Annotated in this window: 20 protein-coding genes; 9 read left to right on the forward strand and 11 right to left on the reverse strand. The window is 56.8% G+C overall.

Annotation, left to right across the window (positions count from 1 at the left end; genetic code table 11):
• Positions 1 to 14: 14 nt before the first annotated feature.
• Positions 15 to 887 (reverse strand): SMP-30/gluconolactonase/LRE family protein, encoded by an 873-nt coding sequence (locus AC2D8O_RS01745; protein WP_484677054.1) that lies wholly within the window; start codon positions 885 to 887, stop codon positions 15 to 17.
• A gap of 153 nt (positions 888 to 1,040) precedes the next feature.
• Positions 1,041 to 1,625 carry an LOG family protein gene (locus tag AC2D8O_RS01750; protein WP_484677055.1) on the reverse strand — a complete coding sequence of 195 codons (585 nt, stop codon included), beginning with the start codon at positions 1,623 to 1,625 and terminating at the stop codon, positions 1,041 to 1,043.
• A 179-nt stretch (positions 1,626 to 1,804) separates the two neighbouring features.
• Here AC2D8O_RS01750 and dnaE point away from each other — a divergent pair, with 179 nt between their 5' ends.
• The 3 genes from dnaE to AC2D8O_RS01765 all read left to right on the forward strand — a co-directional run bounded on the left by dnaE (position 1,805) and on the right by AC2D8O_RS01765 (position 6,573).
• Complete coding sequence (dnaE, locus tag AC2D8O_RS01755; RefSeq protein ID WP_484677056.1) at positions 1,805 to 5,362, forward strand: DNA polymerase III subunit alpha; 3,558 nt, start codon at positions 1,805 to 1,807, stop codon at positions 5,360 to 5,362.
• Between the two features lie 79 nt (positions 5,363 to 5,441).
• Positions 5,442 to 5,675 carry a hypothetical protein gene (locus AC2D8O_RS01760; protein WP_484677057.1) on the forward strand — a complete coding sequence of 78 codons (234 nt, stop codon included), beginning with the start codon at positions 5,442 to 5,444 and terminating at the stop codon, positions 5,673 to 5,675.
• Between the two features lie 220 nt (positions 5,676 to 5,895).
• Positions 5,896 to 6,573 carry a hypothetical protein gene (locus tag AC2D8O_RS01765; RefSeq protein ID WP_484677058.1) on the forward strand — a complete coding sequence of 226 codons (678 nt, stop codon included), beginning with the start codon at positions 5,896 to 5,898 and terminating at the stop codon, positions 6,571 to 6,573.
• 72 nt (positions 6,574 to 6,645) lie between these two features.
• Here the strand turns inward: AC2D8O_RS01765 and AC2D8O_RS01770 are convergent, their stop codons facing one another.
• From AC2D8O_RS01770 to AC2D8O_RS01785, 4 genes are all read right to left on the reverse strand, one after another.
• Positions 6,646 to 7,224, reverse strand: coding sequence for an outer membrane protein (locus tag AC2D8O_RS01770; RefSeq protein ID WP_484677059.1), 579 nt, complete (start codon positions 7,222 to 7,224; stop codon positions 6,646 to 6,648).
• A gap of 88 nt (positions 7,225 to 7,312) precedes the next feature.
• Positions 7,313 to 7,879, reverse strand: coding sequence for a hypothetical protein (locus tag AC2D8O_RS01775; RefSeq protein WP_484677060.1), 567 nt, complete (start codon positions 7,877 to 7,879; stop codon positions 7,313 to 7,315).
• A gap of 67 nt (positions 7,880 to 7,946) precedes the next feature.
• Positions 7,947 to 8,555 carry a hypothetical protein gene (locus tag AC2D8O_RS01780; RefSeq protein ID WP_484677061.1) on the reverse strand — a complete coding sequence of 203 codons (609 nt, stop codon included), beginning with the start codon at positions 8,553 to 8,555 and terminating at the stop codon, positions 7,947 to 7,949.
• Between the two features lie 130 nt (positions 8,556 to 8,685).
• Complete coding sequence (locus tag AC2D8O_RS01785) at positions 8,686 to 9,282, reverse strand: hypothetical protein (protein ID WP_484677062.1); 597 nt, start codon at positions 9,280 to 9,282, stop codon at positions 8,686 to 8,688.
• Between the two features lie 78 nt (positions 9,283 to 9,360).
• Between AC2D8O_RS01785 and AC2D8O_RS01790 the strand changes: the two genes are divergently transcribed.
• A complete protein-coding gene (locus tag AC2D8O_RS01790; protein ID WP_484677063.1) occupies positions 9,361 to 9,537 on the forward strand; it encodes a hypothetical protein in 177 nt (58 codons plus the stop codon).
• A 403-nt stretch (positions 9,538 to 9,940) separates the two neighbouring features.
• Complete coding sequence (lpdA, locus tag AC2D8O_RS01795; protein ID WP_484677064.1) at positions 9,941 to 11,365, forward strand: dihydrolipoyl dehydrogenase; 1,425 nt, start codon at positions 9,941 to 9,943, stop codon at positions 11,363 to 11,365.
• 138 nt (positions 11,366 to 11,503) lie between these two features.
• On the opposite strand, the gene AC2D8O_RS01800 is transcribed toward lpdA, so the two are convergent.
• The 3 genes from AC2D8O_RS01800 to AC2D8O_RS01810 all read right to left on the reverse strand — a co-directional run bounded on the left by AC2D8O_RS01800 (position 11,504) and on the right by AC2D8O_RS01810 (position 13,902).
• A complete protein-coding gene (locus tag AC2D8O_RS01800; RefSeq protein WP_484677065.1) occupies positions 11,504 to 12,013 on the reverse strand; it encodes an FKBP-type peptidyl-prolyl cis-trans isomerase in 510 nt (169 codons plus the stop codon).
• An 85-nt stretch (positions 12,014 to 12,098) separates the two neighbouring features.
• Positions 12,099 to 13,184, reverse strand: coding sequence for a glutamine-hydrolyzing carbamoyl-phosphate synthase small subunit (carA, locus tag AC2D8O_RS01805; RefSeq protein WP_484677066.1), 1,086 nt, complete (start codon positions 13,182 to 13,184; stop codon positions 12,099 to 12,101).
• A gap of 121 nt (positions 13,185 to 13,305) precedes the next feature.
• Positions 13,306 to 13,902, reverse strand: coding sequence for an NADH-quinone oxidoreductase subunit NuoE family protein (locus AC2D8O_RS01810; RefSeq protein WP_484677067.1), 597 nt, complete (start codon positions 13,900 to 13,902; stop codon positions 13,306 to 13,308).
• 346 nt (positions 13,903 to 14,248) lie between these two features.
• Here AC2D8O_RS01810 and ppk1 point away from each other — a divergent pair, with 346 nt between their 5' ends.
• From ppk1 to AC2D8O_RS01830, 4 genes are all read left to right on the forward strand, one after another.
• The gene (ppk1, locus tag AC2D8O_RS01815) at positions 14,249 to 16,378 is read left to right on the forward strand and encodes a polyphosphate kinase 1 (RefSeq protein ID WP_484677068.1); all 2,130 of its coding nucleotides are present in this window, start codon (positions 14,249 to 14,251) and stop codon (positions 16,376 to 16,378) included.
• 33 nt (positions 16,379 to 16,411) lie between these two features.
• Positions 16,412 to 17,110, forward strand: a complete 699-nt coding sequence (locus AC2D8O_RS01820; protein ID WP_484677069.1) for a sigma-70 family RNA polymerase sigma factor — start codon at positions 16,412 to 16,414, stop codon at positions 17,108 to 17,110.
• 38 nt (positions 17,111 to 17,148) lie between these two features.
• Positions 17,149 to 17,478, forward strand: a complete 330-nt coding sequence (locus AC2D8O_RS01825; protein ID WP_484677070.1) for a hypothetical protein — start codon at positions 17,149 to 17,151, stop codon at positions 17,476 to 17,478.
• 139 nt (positions 17,479 to 17,617) lie between these two features.
• Positions 17,618 to 18,331 carry a DedA family protein gene (locus tag AC2D8O_RS01830; protein WP_484677071.1) on the forward strand — a complete coding sequence of 238 codons (714 nt, stop codon included), beginning with the start codon at positions 17,618 to 17,620 and terminating at the stop codon, positions 18,329 to 18,331.
• Positions 18,332 to 18,341: 10 nt separating this feature from the next.
• On the opposite strand, the gene AC2D8O_RS01835 is transcribed toward AC2D8O_RS01830, so the two are convergent.
• Both AC2D8O_RS01835 and AC2D8O_RS01840 read right to left on the reverse strand, forming a co-directional pair.
• The gene (locus AC2D8O_RS01835) at positions 18,342 to 19,556 is read right to left on the reverse strand and encodes an acyltransferase family protein (RefSeq protein ID WP_484677072.1); all 1,215 of its coding nucleotides are present in this window, start codon (positions 19,554 to 19,556) and stop codon (positions 18,342 to 18,344) included.
• 78 nt (positions 19,557 to 19,634) lie between these two features.
• Positions 19,635 to 20,807 carry a helix-turn-helix domain-containing protein gene (locus tag AC2D8O_RS01840; RefSeq protein WP_484677073.1) on the reverse strand — a complete coding sequence of 391 codons (1,173 nt, stop codon included), beginning with the start codon at positions 20,805 to 20,807 and terminating at the stop codon, positions 19,635 to 19,637.
• Positions 20,808 to 20,809 lie beyond the last annotated feature (2 nt).

The raw sequence follows: 20,809 nt of genomic DNA on the forward strand, positions 1-20,809 counted from the left end.
ATCGCTAATACTTTTCAGCGGCCTTCATAAAAGAATGCTCCTTGAGAATTAGCGGGATGATGAGGAAAAGCAGGAATGGAATCCAAGCCGGTACCATCCAAGTTAAAATGATAGATTGGAGCTGGGGAATCATCTATGGTCAGATAGAGTCGCTGACTCTTATAGTCAAGTGCCAAGCCTCCAATTTCCGCCATTTTAAAAATTCGCTGAGGTGAGCTACCGTCTTTAGCCACAGACCAAATTTCTCTCAACATTGAAGAATTGAAATAGATGCGCCCATTGGCATAGTTAATTACCGGGCTCAAGAAAGAATGTCCAGTCAGAATAACATGTGGCTTTACACTTCTGTCGAGCTTGGCGTGATAGATGTTTGTACGATCACCAAAAAAAACATCCCCAGATAGTGTATCAACCAAAACTCCTAGATTTTGATCGTATCCTGTAAACAATGTGTCTTTAGCACCGGTTCGCAGGTTTAAGAGAACCAGTCGTCCATTACTATGTTCATCCGCAATTACAAGCTGGCCTTTTCCTGCCAATGCAATTCCAACAGGGTAAAGTTGATTGCCGTCCGGACTTGTTACAATTTCAAGTGGGGAAGAGCCATTGGCAGAACCAATCTGCACCTGATCGCCGAAATCGTTAATGATGATCTTATTGGTGGTGGGGTCTACCAGCACGTCTACTACATTGGTAAGGCCATGTTCAGGGCCATAAATCCGTGAAGGCAATTTGGTATCGAGGTTCAATCGATACACAACATTTGAATCAAGACTTGTCCAGAGAAGGTACCTGATCTTAGGGGCAACTGGCGCAGGGGCATCGTCTTTGGAACAGCCTGCCAGCAGAAGGCCAGCCAAGAGGAAGAGAGAAAGTAATCGGTACATGACGTAGGAATGAGCAGCAAAGCTGCGGACTACCCGTCGCACCTGCTGTTATAAGAAACAGACCTTAAGGTTTCTTGACAGAGAGCCAAACAAAAACCGCCACCGGGAAGGGTGGCGGTTTTTGTTTGTGCTGTCATTCCACGGCACAGACCACTAGGTCTGGCTGGTGGAGGTGAGGTAGGCGGTGCGCTGCTGGGCCTCGTGGGTGGCCATGGAATCGAGCAGGCGGGGCAGGTTGTTGTCGACAATGAGGAGGTTGCGCGACTCCTGGGTAAGGAAGCCCTCGGCGACGCAGTGGTCAAGGAAAGCGAGGAGGAGGTCGTAGTAGCCTTCTACGTTATAGATGCCGATGGGCTTGGCATGCAGACCGAGCTGTACCCAGGTGAAGACCTCGAAGAGTTCGTCGAGGGTGCCGATGCCGCCGGGGATGATGAGGAAGCCGTCGGACTTCTCGTACATGGTGCGCTTGCGTACGTGCATGTTTGGCACGACGATGAGCTCGGTGAGGCCTTTGTAAGACAGCTCGCGGTCTTCGAGAAACTGCGGCTGAATGCCGAGGACGTTGCGGCCATTCTCAAGGCCTGCCTTGGCTACGGCCCCCATGAGGCCGAGACCACCGCCACCGAAAACGACATCGATGTTGCGCTGGGCGAATTCGCGGCCGATTTCTGCTGCCGCTTCGAGGTACTGCGGGCGCTTGCCGGGACGGCTGCCGCAGAAGACACATACACTCTTCATAGTACGTATTGGAGAGGGATAACCGAAACGGCGGGTGTTTTATTGTAAGTGAGTGGTTTAAAGTAGTGTGCACCCCCACACCTGTATTGTGTGGGTAACGGGTGAACAGTAAGTAGCCCGGCAGGGTAGCCTTGCGGGCGGGAAGTGGCGAACTTTACGGTTCACACAGGAAAGCAGCCATGCAGTACATCCACCTGCACAACCATACGGAATTCTCGCTGCTGGACGGCGCAGCCAAGATTGGGGACATGATCGACAAGGCGTGTTCATGCGGCATGCATGCCATCGGCATCAGCGACCACGGGAACATGTACGGGGTACCCAAGTTTGTGCTGACGGCACGGAAGAAGGGCATCAAGCCAATCATCGGGTCGGAGTTCTACCTGTGCGAGAACCACCTGGACCGGACGCCACGGTCGGGAAGGGACTCGAACGGGGAGAAGGGGACGTTTCACCAGATTCTGTTCGCGAAGAATGAGACGGGCTACCGCAACCTCTGCAAGCTTTCGAGCATCAGCTACACGGACGGCTACTACTACAAGCCGCGGATAGACAAGAAGCTGCTGGAGCAGTATCATGAGGGACTGGTGGCGACTACCTGCTGCCTGGCCAGCGAGGTGAACCAGAAGATTATGGCGGGGAAGCTGGAAGAGGCCGAGACGCTGTTCCGGTGGTACCTGAACCTCTTTGGCGAAGACTATTACGTAGAGATACAGCGGCACGGCCTGAAAGACCAGGACCGCTGCAACGCCGTGCTGCTGGAATGGGCGAAGCAGTACAATGTGCCAGTAATCGCCACCAACGACGTGCACTATGTGAACCAGGAGGACAGCGAGGCGCACGACCTGCTGCTAGCCCTGCAGACAGGTGCCGACTACAACGACCCCAGCCGCTTCCGGTTTACGGGCGACAACGGCCAGTTGAACAATTCGTTCTACTTCAAGACAGTAGACGAGATGGCGGCCCTGTTTCACGACCAGCTGCCGGCGCTGGAGAACACGGTGGCGCTGGCTGACAAATGCAGCTTTGACCTGAACCTGAAGGGCGAACTGATCCTGCCGATTTACCAGGTGCCGGCGGAGTTCAACAACGACATGGACGCCTACCTGGCAGCGATAACCTGGGAACGGGCCCGCAGCCGGTATGGCGAACTGACTACCGACATCAGCGACCGGATAGACACCGAATTGAGGATCATCAAGCAGATGGGCTTCGCGGGTTACTTCCTGATCGTCCAGGAGTTTACGACGGAAGCGCGGAAGCGGGGTGTAATGGTGGGGCCGGGCCGGGGTTCGGCGGCGGGGAGTGTCGTAGCCTATGTAATTGGCATCACGGACATAGATCCGCTGAAGTACTCGCTGCTGTTTGAGCGCTTCCTGAACCCGGAGCGGGTGTCGCCGCCTGATATTGACATTGACTTTGACGACGAAGGGCGTGAAGCGGTGATCAACTTCGTGGTGGAGAAGTACGGACGGCAGAGCGTGAGCCAGATCATTACCTACGGTACGATGGGTGCGAAGACGGCGATACGTGACGTAGGCCGGGTTCTGAACATACCGCTGGCGGAGGTGAACCGGATAGCGAAATACATACCGGATGGTGCGGGCTGGGACTTTGAGCGGGCCATGAAGGCGGATGAGAATCCGGATGGGGCAGGTGGGCTGAAGGAGGCACTGGAAAGCCCCGACCCCAAAGTGCGGCAGATGATGCGCTATGCGCGTACACTGGAAGGCACAGCCCGGCACACAGGTATCCACGCGGCTGGGGTGATCATCGCGCCGGGAGATATCTCGGACTATGTGCCGGTGGCAATCAACAACAGCCGCGACCGGATAGTAACCACGCAGTTTGACGGGCCGAACGCCGAACTGGCCGGGATGCTGAAGATGGACTTCCTGGGCCTCAGGACGCTGTCGATTATCAAGACGGCGATGAAGCTGGTGAAGAAGACCAAGGGGGTGGAGATAGACATCGACACCCTGCCGCTGGACGACCCCAAGACCTACGAACTGTACCAGAACGGCGACACGGTGGCGACGTTCCAGTTTGAATCTGACGGGATGCGGAAGTATCTGCGGCAGCTGAAGCCGACGACCATCGAAGACCTGATTGCGATGAACGCCCTGTACCGCCCGGGGCCGATGGACAACATTCCGCTGTTCATTGACCGCAAGCAGGGCCGCGCCGACATTCACTACGCGCACCCACTGATGGAGCCCATCCTGGCGAACACCTATGGCATCATGGTGTACCAGGAGCAGATTATGGAGGTGGCGAAGGTAATCGGCGGTTACACGCTGGGTGGCGCCGACCTGCTGCGCCGTGCGATGGGTAAAAAGAAGAAGGAGGTGATGGAGGCCGAGCGGGCCAAGTTTGTGGAAGGGGCAGGTACAACAAATGGCGTGACACCGGAAGTAGCGGGCGAGATCTTCGACACGATGGAGAAGTTCGCGAGCTACGGCTTCAACAAGAGCCACTCGGCGGCATACTCGCTGGTGGCCTACCGGACAGCGTATCTGAAGGCGAACTATCCGGCGCAATACATGGCCGCCGTGCTGAGCCACAACACGGACAGCATAGAGAAAATCAGCTTCTTCATAGAGGAGTGCAAGCGGATGGGGCTACAGGTGCTGCAACCGTGCGTGAACGAGTCGGAACTGCTGTTCTCGGTAGGGACCGACGCGGAGGGCAAGGAGTTCATCCGGTTTGGGATGGGTGCCATCAAAGGGATTGGGGCAGCTGTTGCCGAGGCCATCATTCAGGAGCGTATAGAGCATGGGCGCTACAAGAGCGTATTTGACCTGACGACTCGAGTGCCGAAGGATGTATTGGGCGGCAAAAGGACGCTGGAATCGCTGGTATATGCTGGGGCGCTGGATGTCTTCGGGGCGAAACGCTGGCAATACTTTGGCGACGACCAGCGGCCAGACGACAGCTCGACACTGGACCTGGCCGTGCAGTACGGGGCGCGGGTGCAGGCAGAGAAGAACAGCCAGCAGACCTCGCTGTTCGGTGGTGGTGCTGGCCCGTCGAGCACGGCAGCGCAGCTGGAGCCGGAGATACCGATGCGGGAAGGTTGGCCTCTGATTACCACTCTGAACAAAGAGCGGGATGTGATTGGCTTTTACCTGTCGGGCCATCCGTTGGATACATACCGGCACCTGTTCAACAGCTCACTGACGCCGCTGAATCAATTACCGGAATTGAAGCAGTCGCCGCGCAAAGACCGTGTCCGCGTGGGGGGCATCATTACTGGTGCGCGTGAGCGGCTGACGAAGAGTGGAACGAAATTCGGGATCTTCACGGTGGAGGATTACTCGGGTACAACGGAATTCACGCTGTTCAAGGAAGATTATGCAAAATGGAAGGGGCATCTTGAGGTAAACAATTGTGTATTCATCGCAGGGAAATACCAGCCCAGATTTGGCCAAGATGAGGAAAACTACGAACTTAAAGTACAGGAAATCAAGCTATTGGACACACTTTTGGCGGAGTGTAAAGAGATAACACTGAACCTTACGCTTGACCAGATCAATACGCCGGGATTTACCGACAGCCTGTATGGAATCCTGACGAAGGAAAAAGGGAGCATGCACCTGAAATTCACATTGGATTATCCAGAGGAAAATGGCCGAGTGAGAAGAATCCCCCTAATCAGCAAGGATGTACTGGTAGCGCCAAGAAATGAAGTATTGGAAGCACTTCGGGGGTTGGGTTTGGAGCCAACGATTCGCTAATTGAAGTCGAAGAAGATTTTGATTTGGGAATAAATAATTATTCTTGCAGTAGAATTTCACTTAACCCTGAATAGACCAGATGGATACCATTTCGCTGAAAAAACTGCGTCCGGAAGATTTTGACAAGGTATCTGGCGCGCTGAAACGCTATCAGGAGGCGAAGGAACACCTGGAAGCCGCCGAGCAGCATCTGCGCGAATTGGGTGTTGTAATTGAAGGCAAGAAGCGTGGTCGCAAACCAGGCGCTGCTTCAGGCCAGCCCTACACAGGCAAGAAACGTGGCCGCAAGCCGAAGAATGCGGTAACCGAATAAGCAACCGCACACCGCAAAAGCACCAAGCCCCGCTCGTCGGGGCTTTTTTTGGTCATTCTGCCATTGGTTGTCCTTTTGTCAGGAAGTGACAAAAAGAAAAGAGGTTGAGAATATTGGAGTTAGGCAGGGCTACTGAAAAAGGTCTGGAGTTGGTCTGGATTTTGCCTGGGGTGCAGGCGGCAGTTGAATCCTGCCGTTAGACAACTCAACTAAAAGCTAAATGAAAAAGCAAGTAATTGCAGTGGTAGCACTGCTTCTGGCCGCTACTGGCGCCTACGCTCAAAAAGCAACCGCAGGCTCGATTGTGGTAGAAGGCCAAGTGGGCAGCGTATTCGGCGACAACTTCAACATCAACACTGGCCAGCAGGGCAACCTGATTGGTGGTCTGCGTGGGCGCTACTTCATCAATGAAACGCTTGCAGGCCGCGTAACCCTGGGTGTTGGCTTCTCTTCCGAGCCGCTGACCATTGGTGGCAATGTGGGCAAAGTCAGCCGCAACGACTTTGGCCTGGCACTGGGTATTGAAAAGCACTTCGAAGGCACCAAGCGCCTGTCGCCCTATGTTGGTGGCGACCTGCTGGTTTCAATTCAGGGCAACAGCTGGGAAGTAGATGACCGCGCCGGCCTGGGTGCAGGTGAAATCGTAGAGCAGAAGAACCTGAACGGTGTTGCCCGCACCGCTTTTGGTGTGCAGGGCGTTGTCGGTGGCGACTACTACTTCACCGATAACGTATTTGTAGGCGTAGAATTTGGCCTGCAACTGCTGTTCGCTTCTCCCCGCGAAACCAGTGTGACCACTGCTGGCGGCACCACTACGACCAACGATGCAGCAAAAGGCAGCACCGACTTCAACACCAGCTACGTAACCGGTCTGCGCTTCGGCTTCATCCTGAAGTAAGCTGAACCTGACGGTAACTGAACAGAAAGGCCCCGCAATGCGGGGCCTTTCTGTTGGGTGAAGTAGCTATTGTCACAGCCTGACCTTGACACCAAAAGTCAAGTCGGTGTAGCCGAAGCTGGTGTCGTTGCCATCGAGGGTGCCATTGCCGCCCATGACATAGATGCCAAGACGAAGATCGAGGCCGATGCGTTCATTGACCCAGTAGCGCATACCCATGATGGGTGCAGCTGCAAACTCGGTGGAGGAGGCGGAATAGGTGCGGCGCTGGTTATCGTAGTATTTAAAGGACACAAAGGCGGGACCCAGTCCAAGGCCAAGGTATGGCTCGATGGGAAGGTCGTGAAAAGCATACTCGGCAGTGAAGAGAAGGGGCACGATGCTCAGCCGGCTTTCATCGAGCGCCCCCCTGAAGTTGCCTTTCCGGGTGCCTAGTGCCCCTACGCCCAGCTGGCCGCCCAGACTGAGGCCTTTGACCGATGCCAGCTGGTATTGTGCCTGGAGGGTGAAGGCTACGCCGCTTGTTGTGATGTTGCCCGTGTTGCCATTTGGGAAAGCCCCTCCAAGCCCAGCGCCAAGCGACCATTGGGCGCGAGCGGGCAATGCCACCACAAACATCAGCGTAACAAAACAGAGAGAACGTAGATACATTGTTAGTGAGTTAGGTTGAACCATACCGGCTTGTGGCCAGCAAAATGTGCGCCGGAGGCAGCACTTGCTACCCAAAAGGGATTAATGGCTATTTCAGCGTGTAACGGCAGCCAAATGCCAGATTGAAACTGGACACATAAGCCTCACGACTGCGTGCGGCCTCCTGCCAATTGAAGGTGCCGTTCTGCTGAAAATTCATCAGGAGGTCGAAGGCAAAGTGCTCGCCGGGCTGCATACGCAGACCGATGGCTGGTGTAAAACCAAAGGCCCAATCGGAATAGGTGGTGCTGCCGGCAGCCGTAGTGACCTTGTTGCGGAAATACTGGGGTCCCAATGCCATTGCGACATACGGCCGGATCTTGCCTTTGGGGACGGCCGCTTCGGCCACGCCCATGAGATTGTACACTGAAAAGGAGGACGATCGGTCGCCGATACCAATGAGGAAGAGAATCGGCTGGGTGGAACCGAAGAAGAGCATGTTGGACTGAAGGCCCAAAGAAATGGGCGAGGAAGGCTTGAGCCGGCTCATGGCCTCCAGATGTAGGGCGATGCCAGACGAACCATGCTCTTTGAGCTGATCGCCTGGAAACACCAGCCCCAAGCCACCCCCGATAGTCCACTGAGCAGAAAGACGGGTACAAATCATCAGCAGCATGACTGCCAAGAAAATACGCTTACGCATACAGTAGTGAACGGAGGCCAGAAAGCGGAAGACATTCCGTCTAGCGGTTGTTGCTGTTTCTGAAAGTTACACGAAAAGCAACGCCCAACTCCGGGATGAGTTCGGCATCGCTCTCCTCCTCCATGGTTCTGGCCGTTCGGCCAAAGACATGGAAACCCGCTCGAAGATCGAGTGCGCAGCGCTGGTTGAAGGGAACCCGAAGCAGGGTGTAGAGATTGAGGCCTCCTGTGAGAGTTCGGCCAGTAGTGGTAAAACTGGCAGGGGAAGATGCCGAGACTGTGCTGCTGGAGAAGCTGGTGGCATATAAGCCGATGGCACCGCCAATAATGGGCTTGACCTTCCAGTCGGCGAGGATATAGTCGATGGAAGTGGCGATGCTGAAAGCCGACAGCCGCTCATCCTGCTGGTAAACAATGCCGTTGCTTCTGAAGGTGGCTATTCTGGTGTAGGTAGGCAACACGACCACCTGAAAGCCTGCGTAGAGCCGTTTGTTGCGCAAAGGAGAATCGGCTTTAAGGGAAAACTGTGGGCGCGAACTGGACCAGTTGCCACTGCCGAATGCCACCATCGGACTGACAGACCACTGGGCAGCGACACTGCCTGCCTGAAAGAAAAGGAGACCAGCGAGGAGAAGCGAGCGAAAAGACATTTGGAAGTAAGAAAACAGCCTGATGGACTTGCACCCAGAAACGGTAGATGCATGCGAAAGCACAAAACAGCAGGGGGCAGGCAAGCAGCCCCCTTGCTAGAAGAAAAGCGACTTATAGGCCTGGTGACGCCTAGAGACGGCAGCGGATGCCCAGGCCTACTTCTGTGCCACTGGCAGAAGCCTCCATGCTGGCTCCACCTTCGTTCACCTTGAAGGTGCCATGGCGATGGAAGGCGAGGCGCAGCTCGATGGCCAGGCTCTCGGTGGCCTTGAAACGAAAGCCCAACAGCGGCGCAATGCCAAAGGCAACATCGCTGTAGGACTGCGTGCTGGTAAGAACCTTTACACTATACGACATGAACTGAGGCCCCATGGAGAAACCAATGAAAGGCTGCACCGGCCCCTTGTGTACACCAGCCTCCAGCGCCATCATGATGCTGGTGACGGTGAAACTGGTGCTGATGTCCCGTGGGCCAAAGATAGACGCGCCCACTCCGCGTAGGCCATATCCCATGTAGTGCATTCTGACACCCAAACTAAGGGCGGGTGTCTGTTTGAACTGATGCATCAGGCTAAGGTTGAGGGACAAGCCAGTAGTTGACACATCTGTGATATCGCCGCCGGGAGCGGCAATGCCAATGTTTGTACCGAAATGCCACTGGGCCGACAATCGGGAGGAAAAGAGACAGAGCGTCAGGAAAGCCAATGCACGAATGGCAGTTTTCATATCAGGTGTTGTAGGGTTAGCGTTTCGGAAAAGCGACTCAGAGCAGATCGAACGCCACAGGCTTTGTGGTGTACGGGCATGGATGAACTGAAACGCAGCGGGACACTGCGGGTGAGGTCAAGCGAGTTGCTGGCCTTGGCCCAGCTTCTGCTGAGAGGGATGGAATACGTACATAGTGGGGAAATCGGCGATGCTTTTGGCCCTGCTACAAAGCAAATGCCCACCCTTGGCGAAGACCAGAGCGACAAACCATAGTTCAGGATTGGGAATGCAGGAATGGACAAAGAAGGCTGGGCTGGTAAGCAATGGGAGTATGAGTATACTACAACTTTCGGCCAAAAGAATCCTTACAAGATGTACACTATTGCCATTTAGATAAAAGAATCGTTAAAAGCAATGCTCAGGTTGGCAAGTATGATATGCCTGCGGTGGCAGCATGGCCTACTTAGGTGGGGTTGTGGGATTTAACAGCCTAATATGCCAAACTGGCGCCGAAGCCAGTCGCTGGGCCCTTTGACCGAGAAGCGCCCACGGAATGCGAGAATAAATGGCGGCAGGAATGGAAATGCTTTAGCTTCGCAGCGACTTCGCTGCGCTTCTGAAAAGTGGGGCACCGGGGTGCAACCGAGATTGTTACAGACTGAAACAACCTATAGACATGGCTGACACAGCACAATATGATGTAGTGGTGGTGGGCAGTGGCCCCGGAGGCTACGTGGCCGCCATCCGTTGTGCCCAACTGGGCATGAAGACAGCGATTGTGGAACGCTATAACGCCCTGGGCGGTACCTGCCTGAACGTGGGCTGCATACCGAGCAAGGCGCTGCTGGACAGCTCGGAGCACTTCCACAACACGACGCACACCTTCAAGGAGCACGGGATTCTGGTAGACAACCCGCGCGTAGACCTGGCGCAGATGATCAAGCGCAAGGAAGGCGTGGTGAACCAGACGGTGGCCGGCGTGCAGTTCCTGATGAAGAAGAACAAGATTGACGTGCTGTATGGCCACGGCACCTTCAAGAGCAACACCGAAGTGACGGTGGCCCTGAACGAAGGTGGCGAGAAGACCATCGGCTTCAAGAAGGCCATCATTGCCACGGGCAGCAAGCCGAGCAACCTGCCGGGCATCGAAGTAGACAAAGAGCGGATCATCACCAGCACAGAAGCACTGAAAATGACCGAGATACCCAAGCATCTGGTGCTGATTGGTGGTGGCGTCATTGGCCTGGAACTGGGCAGCGTGTATGGCCGCCTGGGCAGCAAGGTGACGGTGGTGGAATACATGGACGGCATCATCCCGACGATGGACCGCGCGCTGGGCAAGGAGATGGAGCGCATCCTGAAGAAGCAACTGGGCTTCGAATTCCACTTCAACCACAAGGTGACCTCGGTGAAGCGCACCGGCAAGAAGAAGGAGAGCGTGGAAGTGACGGCGCTGGACAAAGACGGCAAGGAAGTGAAGTTTGAAGCCGACTACTGTCTGGTATCCGTAGGCCGCCGCCCCTACACCGATAATCTGGGGCTGGAAGCTGCCGGCGTAACGAAGACCGAGCGCGGCTTTATTCCGGTAGACGGCCACTTCCAGACCAACGTACCGAACATCTACGCCATCGGCGATGTGATTGGCGGCATGATGCTGGCCCACAAAGCCAGCGATGAAGGCATCTATGTAGCGGAATACCTGGCTGGCCAGCACCCGCACATCAACTACAACACCATTCCGAGCGTGGTGTACACCTGGCCGGAAGTATCGGCGGTGGGCCAGACGGAAGAGCAGCTGAAAGCAGCGGGTGTACCGTACAAGAGCGGCACCTTCCAGTTCCGCAACCTGGGCCGCAGCCGCGCCAGCATGGACATCGACGGCTTTGTGAAGATTCTGGCGCACAAGGACACCGACGAGATTCTGGGCGTGCACATGATTGGTCCGCGCACGGCCGACCTGATCGACTCGGCGAAGGTGGCGATGGAGTTCCGGGCGAGTGCCGAAGACCTGGCGATTTTCTCAGCGGCACACCCGACGTATGCCGAAGCCATCAAGGAAGCAGCGCTGGACGCAACAGCGAAGCGCGCCCTGCACATGTAAACCGCTGGGGCTCTACCCCATCATTCACATAAGCACAGCAGCCCCGGCTCGGGGCTGTTTGCGTTTTGGGGGGTGGCAGTAAAGAAACAGCCCCACCTGATTAGGTGGGGCTGTGTGCTGTTGCGTCGGTGGGACGGCTTAGTGGTGGTGATGGCCGTCGGGACCGTGGGCGTGTCCGTGTGCCATTTCCTCAGCGTTTGCCTCGCGGATGGCAACGATTTCGCCGGAGAAGTGGAGCTCCTGGCCAGCGAGGGGGTGGTTGAAGTCGATTTTCACGGACTCAAGGCCGATGTCGCGGATGACACCCTGGAGCATGTTGCCGTGGCTATCCTGCATGGGCACTACGTTGCCGATGACGAGGAGGCCTTCGATTTCCTTGCCGTCGCGGGTGAAGATGTTGCGGGGCAGGTCCACGATCATCTCGGGTACTACCTCGCCGTAGCCGTCGAGGGCGGTGAGGTTGAAGGAGAAGCGATCGCCCACTTTCATGCCTGCAATGTTGTCTTCAAACTTGGGGAGCAGGTTGCCAGCGCCGTAAAGGAACACCAGGGGCTCGGCGGTGGAAGCTGCATCAATAACCTCGGCCGACGCGCTACCAGCGCGGAGCTCGTAGCTCAGGGAAACGACCGTTTCGTTCTGGACGATCATGAAAAAGAGAAAAGAAATTGGAATTGAGAAGATAACGCAGACAGCCAGCGGCGTGTTGCACACCAGCAGTTTACGAAAAAAGGCGTCAGAGTCGGGCCACGAAGTCGTCGAAGAGGTAGGCGGAGTCGTGGGGACCGGGGTTGGCCTCGGGGTGGTACTGCACCGAGAAGGCGTTGTAGTTGGTGAGGTGCAGGCCCTCAACCGTGTTGTCGTTCAGGTTGAGGTGGGTGATGCGGATGGTGCCAGTGGCCTCGGCCGAGGCGCGGTCTACGGCAAAGCCGTGGTTCTGGCTGGTGATTTCGGAGCGGCCTGTCTGGAGGTTGAGAACGGGGTGGTTCAGCCCGCGGTGGCCGTAGGGCATCTTGAAGGTGGTGGCACCGGCGCTGCGGGCCAGCAGCTGGTGGCCCAGGCAGATACCGAAGACGGGCTTACCGGAAGCGAGGAGCTGGCGTACGGTGTCGACGGCGTAATCCATAGCGCCGGGGTCGCCGGGGCCATTGGAGAGCATGATGCCATCGGGATTCCAGGCCAGCACTTCGGTGGCGGAGGTGCGGGCAGGGAACACCTGGAGCTGGCAGCCACGGGCGGCCAGGCAGTCGAGGATGTGGCGCTTGACGCCGAAGTCCATGACGGCGACCTTTTTGCCCTTGCCCTCGCCGTAGAAATAGGCCTGTGGGGTGCTGATGGCGCTGGACATCTCGAGGCCGGCCATGTCGGGGCACTCGGCCAGCTTGGTGGCGAGGAGGGTGGGCTCGAGGATCTCGCTGGAGATGATGCAGTTCATGGCACCCTTGGCGCGGATGTGGCGCACGAGGGCACGGGTGTCGATGTCGGCAATGCCGACGATGCCCTGCTGCTGGAACCAGTCGTTGAGCGAGCCGGAGGCATCGGGGCGCGAGTAGATATCGGAGAAAGAGCGGCAGATGAGGCCGGCAATCTGAATACGGCTACTCTCTACTTCCCGAGCATGGACGCCGTAGTTGCCGATGTGCACGTGCGTGGTGACGATTACCTGGCCGGCATAGGAGGGATCGGAGAACACCTCCTGATAGCCGGACATGCCGGTGTTGAAGCAGATTTCGCCGAAAGTGGTGCCACGGGCGCCGATGGCGGTGCCGTGCCAGAGGGTACCATCGGCGAGCATGAGGACAGCAGCAGGAGCCTGGATCATCGTTTGTTGGACTGGCGGGAGGGGAAGTGGAACAGATTACGGGTTGCGGGCGGGCATAGAAAAACGGCACCCGGTGCTAAAAGAAAGCCGCGGGTGCCGTTGAGCGATCATTTGTGGTGAGTCAGCTGTTGAGTGCCTTGGAAGGGACAGCGTTGACAGACTCGAATTCCAGTTGCTTGCCCTCGCGGAGGGAAGAGACGATGCGGTCGAACTTGGAGACATCTACATTGAAGCAGATGCGGCGGTTGTCGATCTGTACGGCAGCGGGTGTGTCGCAGGCACCGAGGCATTCGGCTTCGCGGAGCCAGAACTTATGGTCGGCGCTCATGCCCTCAGCATCGGTTGAGAGTGCCTTCTGGGCGTGCTCGTATACCTCACGGCCACCGCACTCGCCACAGGTAAAGCAGGTACAGACCTCGATGAGGTGAAAGCGCGTGGCGGGTACGCCGCGCTTGAGATACATGGTGTAGAAGGTGGCAACACCGTACACATGGGCGAAGGAAAGACCCAATGTGTTGGCAACCAGCTGAATGGCGCCAGTGGAGAGGACACCGAACTTCTCCTGTGCAATCCAGAGGGCGGGCATTACCGCCGACTGCTTCTCAGGGTACTTGGCCACATGCTTCTGGATTTCAGTGATTTCACTGGGGGAGAAGCTGTAGTCCACTGCGGTTTCGTCAGTGGTAGGTTTGGGATACTCTGCCTTGTCGTGTGCCATATACGTTCAGGCGCTGCATGGTTACAGCCGTGCAAAGATAGCAGTGACGGTTAATAAACGCTACAGTGCCGCAAGAAAGGGACGGAGATTGCGCTAAAGAGAACGATTCTGGCGAAGCGCACCAGAAGAGCTGGGCCCCAATGGTCCTGCCGGGAGGGTTGAAGGTGGCTGAAACCTATTGCGCAGGTTGGCTGTGCATACCGAAGTACGCCCCAGAGTGCACAACCGCACAGGTGCCTGAGCCTCATGAGTTGGTGAAAAGCGCACATATACTTGCCGTTGCATGCAACGAGGGGCTAATTTGTCCGTCCTTTTGGACCGAACCCTACCCAGAACTGCCTGAACCATGCCGCACAAACACGGCGACGACGCACACGGCCATGCCCCTCATGGGAAGCACAAAGGCCGAAAACACTATTTCAACCGTGAGTTGAGTTGGCTGCAGTTTAATGCGCGCGTGCTGGAGGAGGCACACGACAAAAGCCATCCGATACTGGAGCGGCTGAAGTTCCTGGCAATTTTTTCCTCGAACCTGGACGAGTTCTTCATGATTCGGGTGTCGGGGCTGAAGGAACAGATCAGCGCAGGGATACACGAGCCAACGCCAGACGGAATGTCGCCCTCGGAACAGCTGCGGGAGATATCGGAGCGGTTGCGCCCATTGATCCAGCGGCAGTCGAGCATACTTCAGGAAGAAATATTGCCCAAGCTGCGGAGCAAAGGCGTGTCAGTGGCCGATCTGGACAGGCTGTCAGAAGCACGGCAGGAGGCCATTGCGGAATACTTCCGTGAGAAGGTGTTCCCGATACTGACGCCACTGGCGATAGACCCTGCCCACCCCATCCCGAAGCTGCGGGGCCTGGGCCTGAACCTGCTGGTAGAATTGAAATTGAACGGCAATGGCCGCCAGCCCAAGAAGATAGCCGTAGTGCCTGTGCCTACCCTGCTGCCGCGCTTCTACAGCTACGTGCACGAAGGCCGCTGCGTTTTTGTGCCGATAGAAGACATCATCGCGGCACACATCGAACTGCTGTTCCCGAACATGAAAATTGTGGGTATCAGTCAGTTTCGGGTGACGCGCAACGCCGACCTTGACATATCGGAAGCGGAAGCCGACGACCTGCTGAAGCTGATCGAACGGGAGCTGCGCAAGCGGCGCCTGGGCTCGATCATCCGGCTGGAAGTTTCTGACCGGATGTCAGACCACTCGGTGGTGTTCCTGCGTGAAGCGTTCGATTTGGAGCCGGAGGACGTGTACACCATCGAGGGGCCCCTGGGGCTGAACGACTTCATGATGCTGCTGGGAGCAGTAGACAAGAAGGACCTGAAGGACGAGCCCTTTACCCCTGCCCTGCACCCACGCCTGGCGGCTGTTGACAGCCTGTTTGATGCTATCCGGCAACAGGACATTCTGCTGCACCATCCTTACGACAGTTTCCACCCGATTGTGCAGCTGATAGAGGAGGCCGCACGCGACCCCCATGTGTTGGCCATCAAGCAGACGCTGTACCGCCCCTCGGGCCGCAGCGCCATAGCGGCGGCATTGCGTGAAGCTGCGCTGAACGGCAAGCAGGTGACGGCGCTGATAGAACTGAAGGCACGCTTTGACGAAGAGACCAACATCACCTGGGCCCGCGAGCTGGAACGTGTGGGCGTAAACGTGGTATACGGCATGCTGGGCCTGAAGATTCATGGCAAAATGCTGATGATACTGCGGCAGGAAGCAGACGGCATCCGGCGGTATGTGCACCTGTCAACGGGCAACTACAACGAGAAGACGGCCACCCTGTACACCGACTTTGGGCTGTTGACGTGCAACAAAGCCATTGGCGAGGATGTGTCGGAGCTGTTCAACATGCTGACAGGCTACTCGCAGCAGGAGGAATGGCGCGAGATATTCGTGGCCCCGATAAACATGCGGCAAAACCTGCTGCACCTGCTGCACCGGGCCAAACAAGCGAAAGCCGCAGGCCAACATGCCCGTGTACGGCTGATCATGAACTCATTGGTAGATGAGGACATGATAGAGCACCTGTACAAGGCCAGCCAGCATGGAGTGCAGATCGAGTGCATGGTGCGGGGTATCTGCTGCCTGCAGCCGGGTGTGCCAGGGTTGAGCGAGAACATTCTGGTGAAAAGCATAGTGGGGCGCTTTCTGGAGCACTCGCGGGTGTATTGTTTTGAGATTGGCAGTGAAACAGAAGTTTACTGTGGCTCGGCCGACTGGATGCCCCGGAACTTAAACAGGCGCATCGAAGTTGTGTTTCCAGTCAGTGATCAGGCACTCAAGACCCAACTGCTGGACATATTGGAGGTAATGTTCTCCGACAATGTGAAAGCACGGGTGCTGGACGCCGAAGGCAACTACCATCTGCCCGAGCACGTGAACGTTTTGCGTGTGAATGCGCAGGAAGTTTTCCTGAAGCGAGCCCGCGAGCGCCAGCGTCATATAGACACGATCTATATGGATCGGTAACCGACTGTCGTAATCTTCCAACCCCCTATCTTCATGGCAACCCCCAGTGCACCTCCTACGCCTGCGGCTATACCCACAGCCATGAAAGAAACCGATACACCGCTGCCGGAGGACAACACTCTGCTGGATTCTGCTGCCGAAAGCAGTGAGACCCAGACTGAGTTGGACCCGGCGATAAAAGCTGCTTACGACGAGTTGTTTGAAGCAGAACTGATGCCGCACGTTAAGTCGCTGTATCACTTTGCTTTTCGCCTGGCCAACGATGAAGACGATGCCAACGACCTTGTACAGGATACTTACCTGAAGGCCTATCGTTTCATTGCCAGTTATGAAAAGGGCAGCAATGCCAAGGCCTGGCTGTTCCGCATTCTGAAGAACAGCTTCATCAACAACTACCGGAAAGCCAGCAAAGAGCCCAACAAGATTGACTACGAAGAAGCTGAAACCTACCTGCAGACAGGTAAGGCTGCGTATTCGGACTCGATTGACGGGCGCGAGAAGCTGTTTCGGGACATGATAGGAGACGAGGTGTCGAAGGCAATCAACGCACTTCCGGTTGACTTCCGGGCGGTGATCATTCTCTGCGACATCGAAGAGTTTACCTACGAAGAGATTGCGAAGATTGTCGACATACCGATCGGGACGGTACGGTCTCGCCTGCACCGAGCGCGCAAAATGCTGCGCGACATGCTGGTAGACTATGCCGTATCGATGGGCTATGACGCCGACTGAACCATACAGATTGACAGACCAACCAAACCGTTGCGCACATGGACGTACAGACGCAACCTGACGACAAGCAGGAACACAAGGGTGCCCCCAGCAAAAAAGTAGGGGTGCACAAAGAGGGGAGTCCGTATTCGGACGCGGAATGCGAACAGATCATCGCGAAGCTTGAGCAAATGCTTGATGGCGAGCTGGATCTGGACAAAGAAAAAGACTTTGTGGACATGGTAAACAACTGCGAGTACTGCCTGGAGCAATACCAGATAGAGAAGTCGCTGCGCAGTATGTTGAAGGAGGGGTTCCGTAACCTGATGGTGAACAACACCCTGGTACAGAACATCAAAAACAGCCTTCGAGCTGTTCGCGGCCGCTGAGCCAACTGCGTAAAACACGGCCCTGAAGCGTGGGTTAAGAATTATGAACCACGCTTTGGGGCTGCGGGTAAGGGGTATATTGCAGCAGCAGCATACGCTGCATATCCCTCACTCCACTCTCCCCCCGCCCCACTGACTCATGGAATGGCTGAACGATGCCTGGGAACTGATAACCCAGTTGATACACCCTGCAACCATTATTCGCGTGGGGGGCCCGGCGCTGCTGTTTGCTGTGGTGTTTGCCGAGACTGGGCTGATGTTCGGTTTCTTCCTGCCGGGTGACTCGTTACTGTTTACAGCAGGGCTTTTGACCGCCACCGGTGTATTCCCTTACCCGCTGTATGTAACCCTTCTGGTGATTTTTCTGGCCGCCTGGTTGGGCGATCAGCTGGGGTATTACATTGGCTACAAGGGTGGGCCCAAAGTGTTCAACCGGAAAGAGTCGCTGCTGTTCAAGCCTGAGTATGTAAACACCACCCGCGAGTTCTACGAGCGCTATGGCGCCAAGGCGCTGATGTTGGGACACTGGCTGCCCATCATACGCACGTTTGCTCCGATTTTTGCAGGTGTGGCCGTACTGCCCTATCGCAAGTTTGTTTTCTACACGGGCGTGGGTTCGGCTCTGTGGGCCAGTGTGCTGGTGTCGGCGGGGTATTTTCTGGGAAATGTGCCTGGTGTGGAAGAGAACCTGCACTGGATTATTCTGGGCATGATTGTCTTTACGACCATTCCAGTGCTGCGCACCGTGCTGAAAGAGCAGAAGAACCGAAAGGCCCGGGAAGCACAGGAGCGGGCAGCCGAAGCTGCTGCTGCCAGCGCTCAACCCGAGCCTACGCAGGCAGAAGGCCAGTAAAAGGGCTTGGTCAAGCGGTGGTAATGGCTGTTGCTACAGTTGGAGTTGCAGCACCCTTCATGCCAAACACCAGTCGTGTGAAGGCAAAGCGTTTGATGATTCCTTCATACAATGCCCAGCAAATGCCGAAAGTGAGTGCGACGATCAGTACCATCTGAAATGGCCAGGGCAGTGACGTCTGGACAAACCAGTAGCCCAGCACAACGATAACCGTCTGGTGCAGGATGTAGAAGGGGTAGACAGCGGCTTTGGCCCAGCTGAGGAAGCCGTTGCTGAAGTTGAGGTAGCGGGCCGCAAAACCGAGCATGGCCGAGAGCAGACTCACGAGCGCCGTATTCTTGAGCAGGCGGTAAATGGCGTGGTCCAGGCCGTAGCGGTCGTGCCATTCGGGGTACCAATAGATGGCGTACAGGACAACCAGTGCAGCCAGACCGATGGTCAGCAGGGGCTTGCGAAGCTGCTGTATACGCTGCTGGGCTTTGGTGCTGAAGACGAAGGCCATGCCCCAGAGGAAAAGCAGCAGGCTATGTACGAAGTTGGCCCAGTCGGCCACGAGGTTGTGGGTGGTTTCCCAGTGAGGCCGCAGCAGGGCATCGCAGCAGGCCAAAACCAAAACAAAAGCGGCCAGCCCCAGCGGGTGCGACACTCCGCGATTGAAGCGAAGACGGAAGGCTTCGGCGCCAGGTTTGCGCACCCACAGAATGAGGGGCAGGGCCAGCAGCGAGTACGTGAGGATATAGGGCAGGTACCAGAGGTGGTTCCACGTCCAGGCGCTGGGCGTATTGAGGTAGAGCCACCAGCCGTCGAGGAAGCCGATGCTGGAGCCTGTTTTCTGGACATACTCATAGTATACCTGCGGCACTACAACCACCGCCATGCCGAATGCCAGCGGAATGAAAAGCCGCAGGAAACGGTCGCCGAGGAAATCGGCACCCGAACGGCGCTGCATGGAGAGCCAAACGGCGGCACCCGACACCAGAAAGAGCAACGGCATGCGCCACAGGCTGCTGGCCATCATGAAGTACTCAAGCGTAGTGGAGGTAACAGGGCTTTTGACATGCCACGACCAAGTGACGAAAAGCATGCCCGTGTGATAGGGGATGAGCAGGCCAAAGGCCAGTACACGAAGCCAGTCGAGAAAATGCTGGCGGGATTTAGGCGAGTGAGTGGAGAGCCCGGCAGGAGTGGTTAGGGAGTTCATGTGCATGCCCGTTTCGGAGGGCATGACAAAAGTGGGCTGGTGATAGCCAAACGGTGTATTGTCCGAACGGGAGGACGTACGAACCGAACGGACAGGACGGGGTCAGGGGTTTGATTCCGACAGCTGCTGGGCACGCCAGGCGCTGGGCGAGAGGCCAGTGACCTTGCGGAAGGCGGTGTTGAAGGCTGAACGGGCGTTGTACCCTACACGCTCGGCGATCTCCTCCATCTTGTAGGGGAGGTCGGGCTGGGCAAGGAGGAGGCAGGCGGCGGCAATGCGGCGCTCGGCGAGGAAGTCGGGGAGGGTGCGGCCCAACTCCTCGTTGAGCACCTGGGAGAGGTGATGGGGCGAGGTGCGCAGGTGAGAGGCCAGTTGGGCGAGGGTGAGGCCAGATTGCAGCAGGAGGTCGTTGAGCTGGGCATCGCGGAGGGCGGCTGCGAGGCGGGTGCGCTCTTCCGGCGAAAGCGAAGAACGGGCATACTTGGGGCCGGAAGGAGGTGGTTCTGCGTCGATGGTGGGGGCTGCCACCGCTGGCGCTGGCTGTTGCAGCGCCACGTACGCCATGAGCAGAATGAGTACGGATGCCTGAATGGCAGTGGGGAGGTCTCCCTCGTCATTAGGCAGGAGGCTGCGGAACACAACGTACGAGGCGACCAGTCCGATGTTGAGCAGTACCAGACGGCCTGCTTTGCCCAGCGCCTCGGCGGAAGCCAGCTTGTGGCGGCGTACCCACAGATACAGAGTCGACATGGCCAGCGCATAGAGCAGAAAATGAACTACCGTAACCTCAATGACGGCACGCTTGAGGAAAAGGGGGTCGAAGGGCTGTGTGCGAACGGCGTCGAGGAAGGGGCCCCGATGGGGAAACGCACCTATGTAGGCGTTCCACTTGACGGCGGCGGGCTGGTAGTACCAGGTGATGTGATTGAGCAGGGCAATGGCTGCGATGGCAAAGTGCCACTGCCAGCGGCTGGCCGCCGGAGGGTATATCTGGCAGGCGATGTAAAGGAACAGCAGGGGCCCGATGGTGTAGTTGACGGGTTCGGAAAAGTCGTTGAGCCAGATGACGCGCTCCATGAGGCGGGAGAGGACCAGAAACTGGTCGAGCATGAGGAGGCTGGTGCTGAGGAGGAGAAAACCCAGCAGACGATCGGCGAACGGGCGGCGCTGCCAGGGCAGCAGGCGGGTAAGCCCCAACAGGAACGCCTGTAACGCCCCAAACGCAATGAGCAGGGTGAGGAAGTCTATCTCGGGCGGTGCGGGCGGGGGCATCATCC

Source organism: Pontibacter sp. T17 (assembly GCF_057219875.1).

Excerpts from the sequence above, each read along its gene's own strand:
- AC2D8O_RS01745 (WP_484677054.1), bottom strand. The coding sequence starts at position 887 with ATGTACCGATTACTTTCTCTCTTCCTCTTGGCTGGCCTTCTGCTGGCA.
- AC2D8O_RS01775 (WP_484677060.1), bottom strand. The coding sequence starts at position 7,879 with ATGCTGCTGATGATTTGTACCCGTCTTTCTGCTCAGTGGACTATCGGG.
- dnaE (WP_484677056.1), top strand. The coding sequence starts at position 1,805 with ATGCAGTACATCCACCTGCACAACCATACGGAATTCTCGCTGCTGGAC.
- AC2D8O_RS01760 (WP_484677057.1), top strand. The coding sequence starts at position 5,442 with ATGGATACCATTTCGCTGAAAAAACTGCGTCCGGAAGATTTTGACAAG.
- AC2D8O_RS01800 (WP_484677065.1), bottom strand. The coding sequence starts at position 12,013 with ATGATCGTCCAGAACGAAACGGTCGTTTCCCTGAGCTACGAGCTCCGC.
- AC2D8O_RS01785 (WP_484677062.1), bottom strand. The coding sequence starts at position 9,282 with ATGAAAACTGCCATTCGTGCATTGGCTTTCCTGACGCTCTGTCTCTTT.
- AC2D8O_RS01825 (WP_484677070.1), top strand. The coding sequence starts at position 17,149 with ATGGACGTACAGACGCAACCTGACGACAAGCAGGAACACAAGGGTGCC.
- AC2D8O_RS01765 (WP_484677058.1), top strand. The coding sequence starts at position 5,896 with ATGAAAAAGCAAGTAATTGCAGTGGTAGCACTGCTTCTGGCCGCTACT.
- ppk1 (WP_484677068.1), top strand. The coding sequence starts at position 14,249 with ATGCCGCACAAACACGGCGACGACGCACACGGCCATGCCCCTCATGGG.
- AC2D8O_RS01830 (WP_484677071.1), top strand. The coding sequence starts at position 17,618 with ATGGAATGGCTGAACGATGCCTGGGAACTGATAACCCAGTTGATACAC.
- AC2D8O_RS01840 (WP_484677073.1), bottom strand. The coding sequence starts at position 20,807 with ATGATGCCCCCGCCCGCACCGCCCGAGATAGACTTCCTCACCCTGCTC.
- AC2D8O_RS01770 (WP_484677059.1), bottom strand. The coding sequence starts at position 7,224 with ATGTATCTACGTTCTCTCTGTTTTGTTACGCTGATGTTTGTGGTGGCA.
- lpdA (WP_484677064.1), top strand. The coding sequence starts at position 9,941 with ATGGCTGACACAGCACAATATGATGTAGTGGTGGTGGGCAGTGGCCCC.
- AC2D8O_RS01835 (WP_484677072.1), bottom strand. The coding sequence starts at position 19,556 with ATGCCCTCCGAAACGGGCATGCACATGAACTCCCTAACCACTCCTGCC.
- AC2D8O_RS01790 (WP_484677063.1), top strand. The coding sequence starts at position 9,361 with ATGGATGAACTGAAACGCAGCGGGACACTGCGGGTGAGGTCAAGCGAG.
- AC2D8O_RS01750 (WP_484677055.1), bottom strand. The coding sequence starts at position 1,625 with ATGAAGAGTGTATGTGTCTTCTGCGGCAGCCGTCCCGGCAAGCGCCCG.
- carA (WP_484677066.1), bottom strand. The coding sequence starts at position 13,184 with ATGATCCAGGCTCCTGCTGCTGTCCTCATGCTCGCCGATGGTACCCTC.
- AC2D8O_RS01810 (WP_484677067.1), bottom strand. The coding sequence starts at position 13,902 with ATGGCACACGACAAGGCAGAGTATCCCAAACCTACCACTGACGAAACC.
- AC2D8O_RS01780 (WP_484677061.1), bottom strand. The coding sequence starts at position 8,555 with ATGTCTTTTCGCTCGCTTCTCCTCGCTGGTCTCCTTTTCTTTCAGGCA.
- AC2D8O_RS01820 (WP_484677069.1), top strand. The coding sequence starts at position 16,412 with ATGGCAACCCCCAGTGCACCTCCTACGCCTGCGGCTATACCCACAGCC.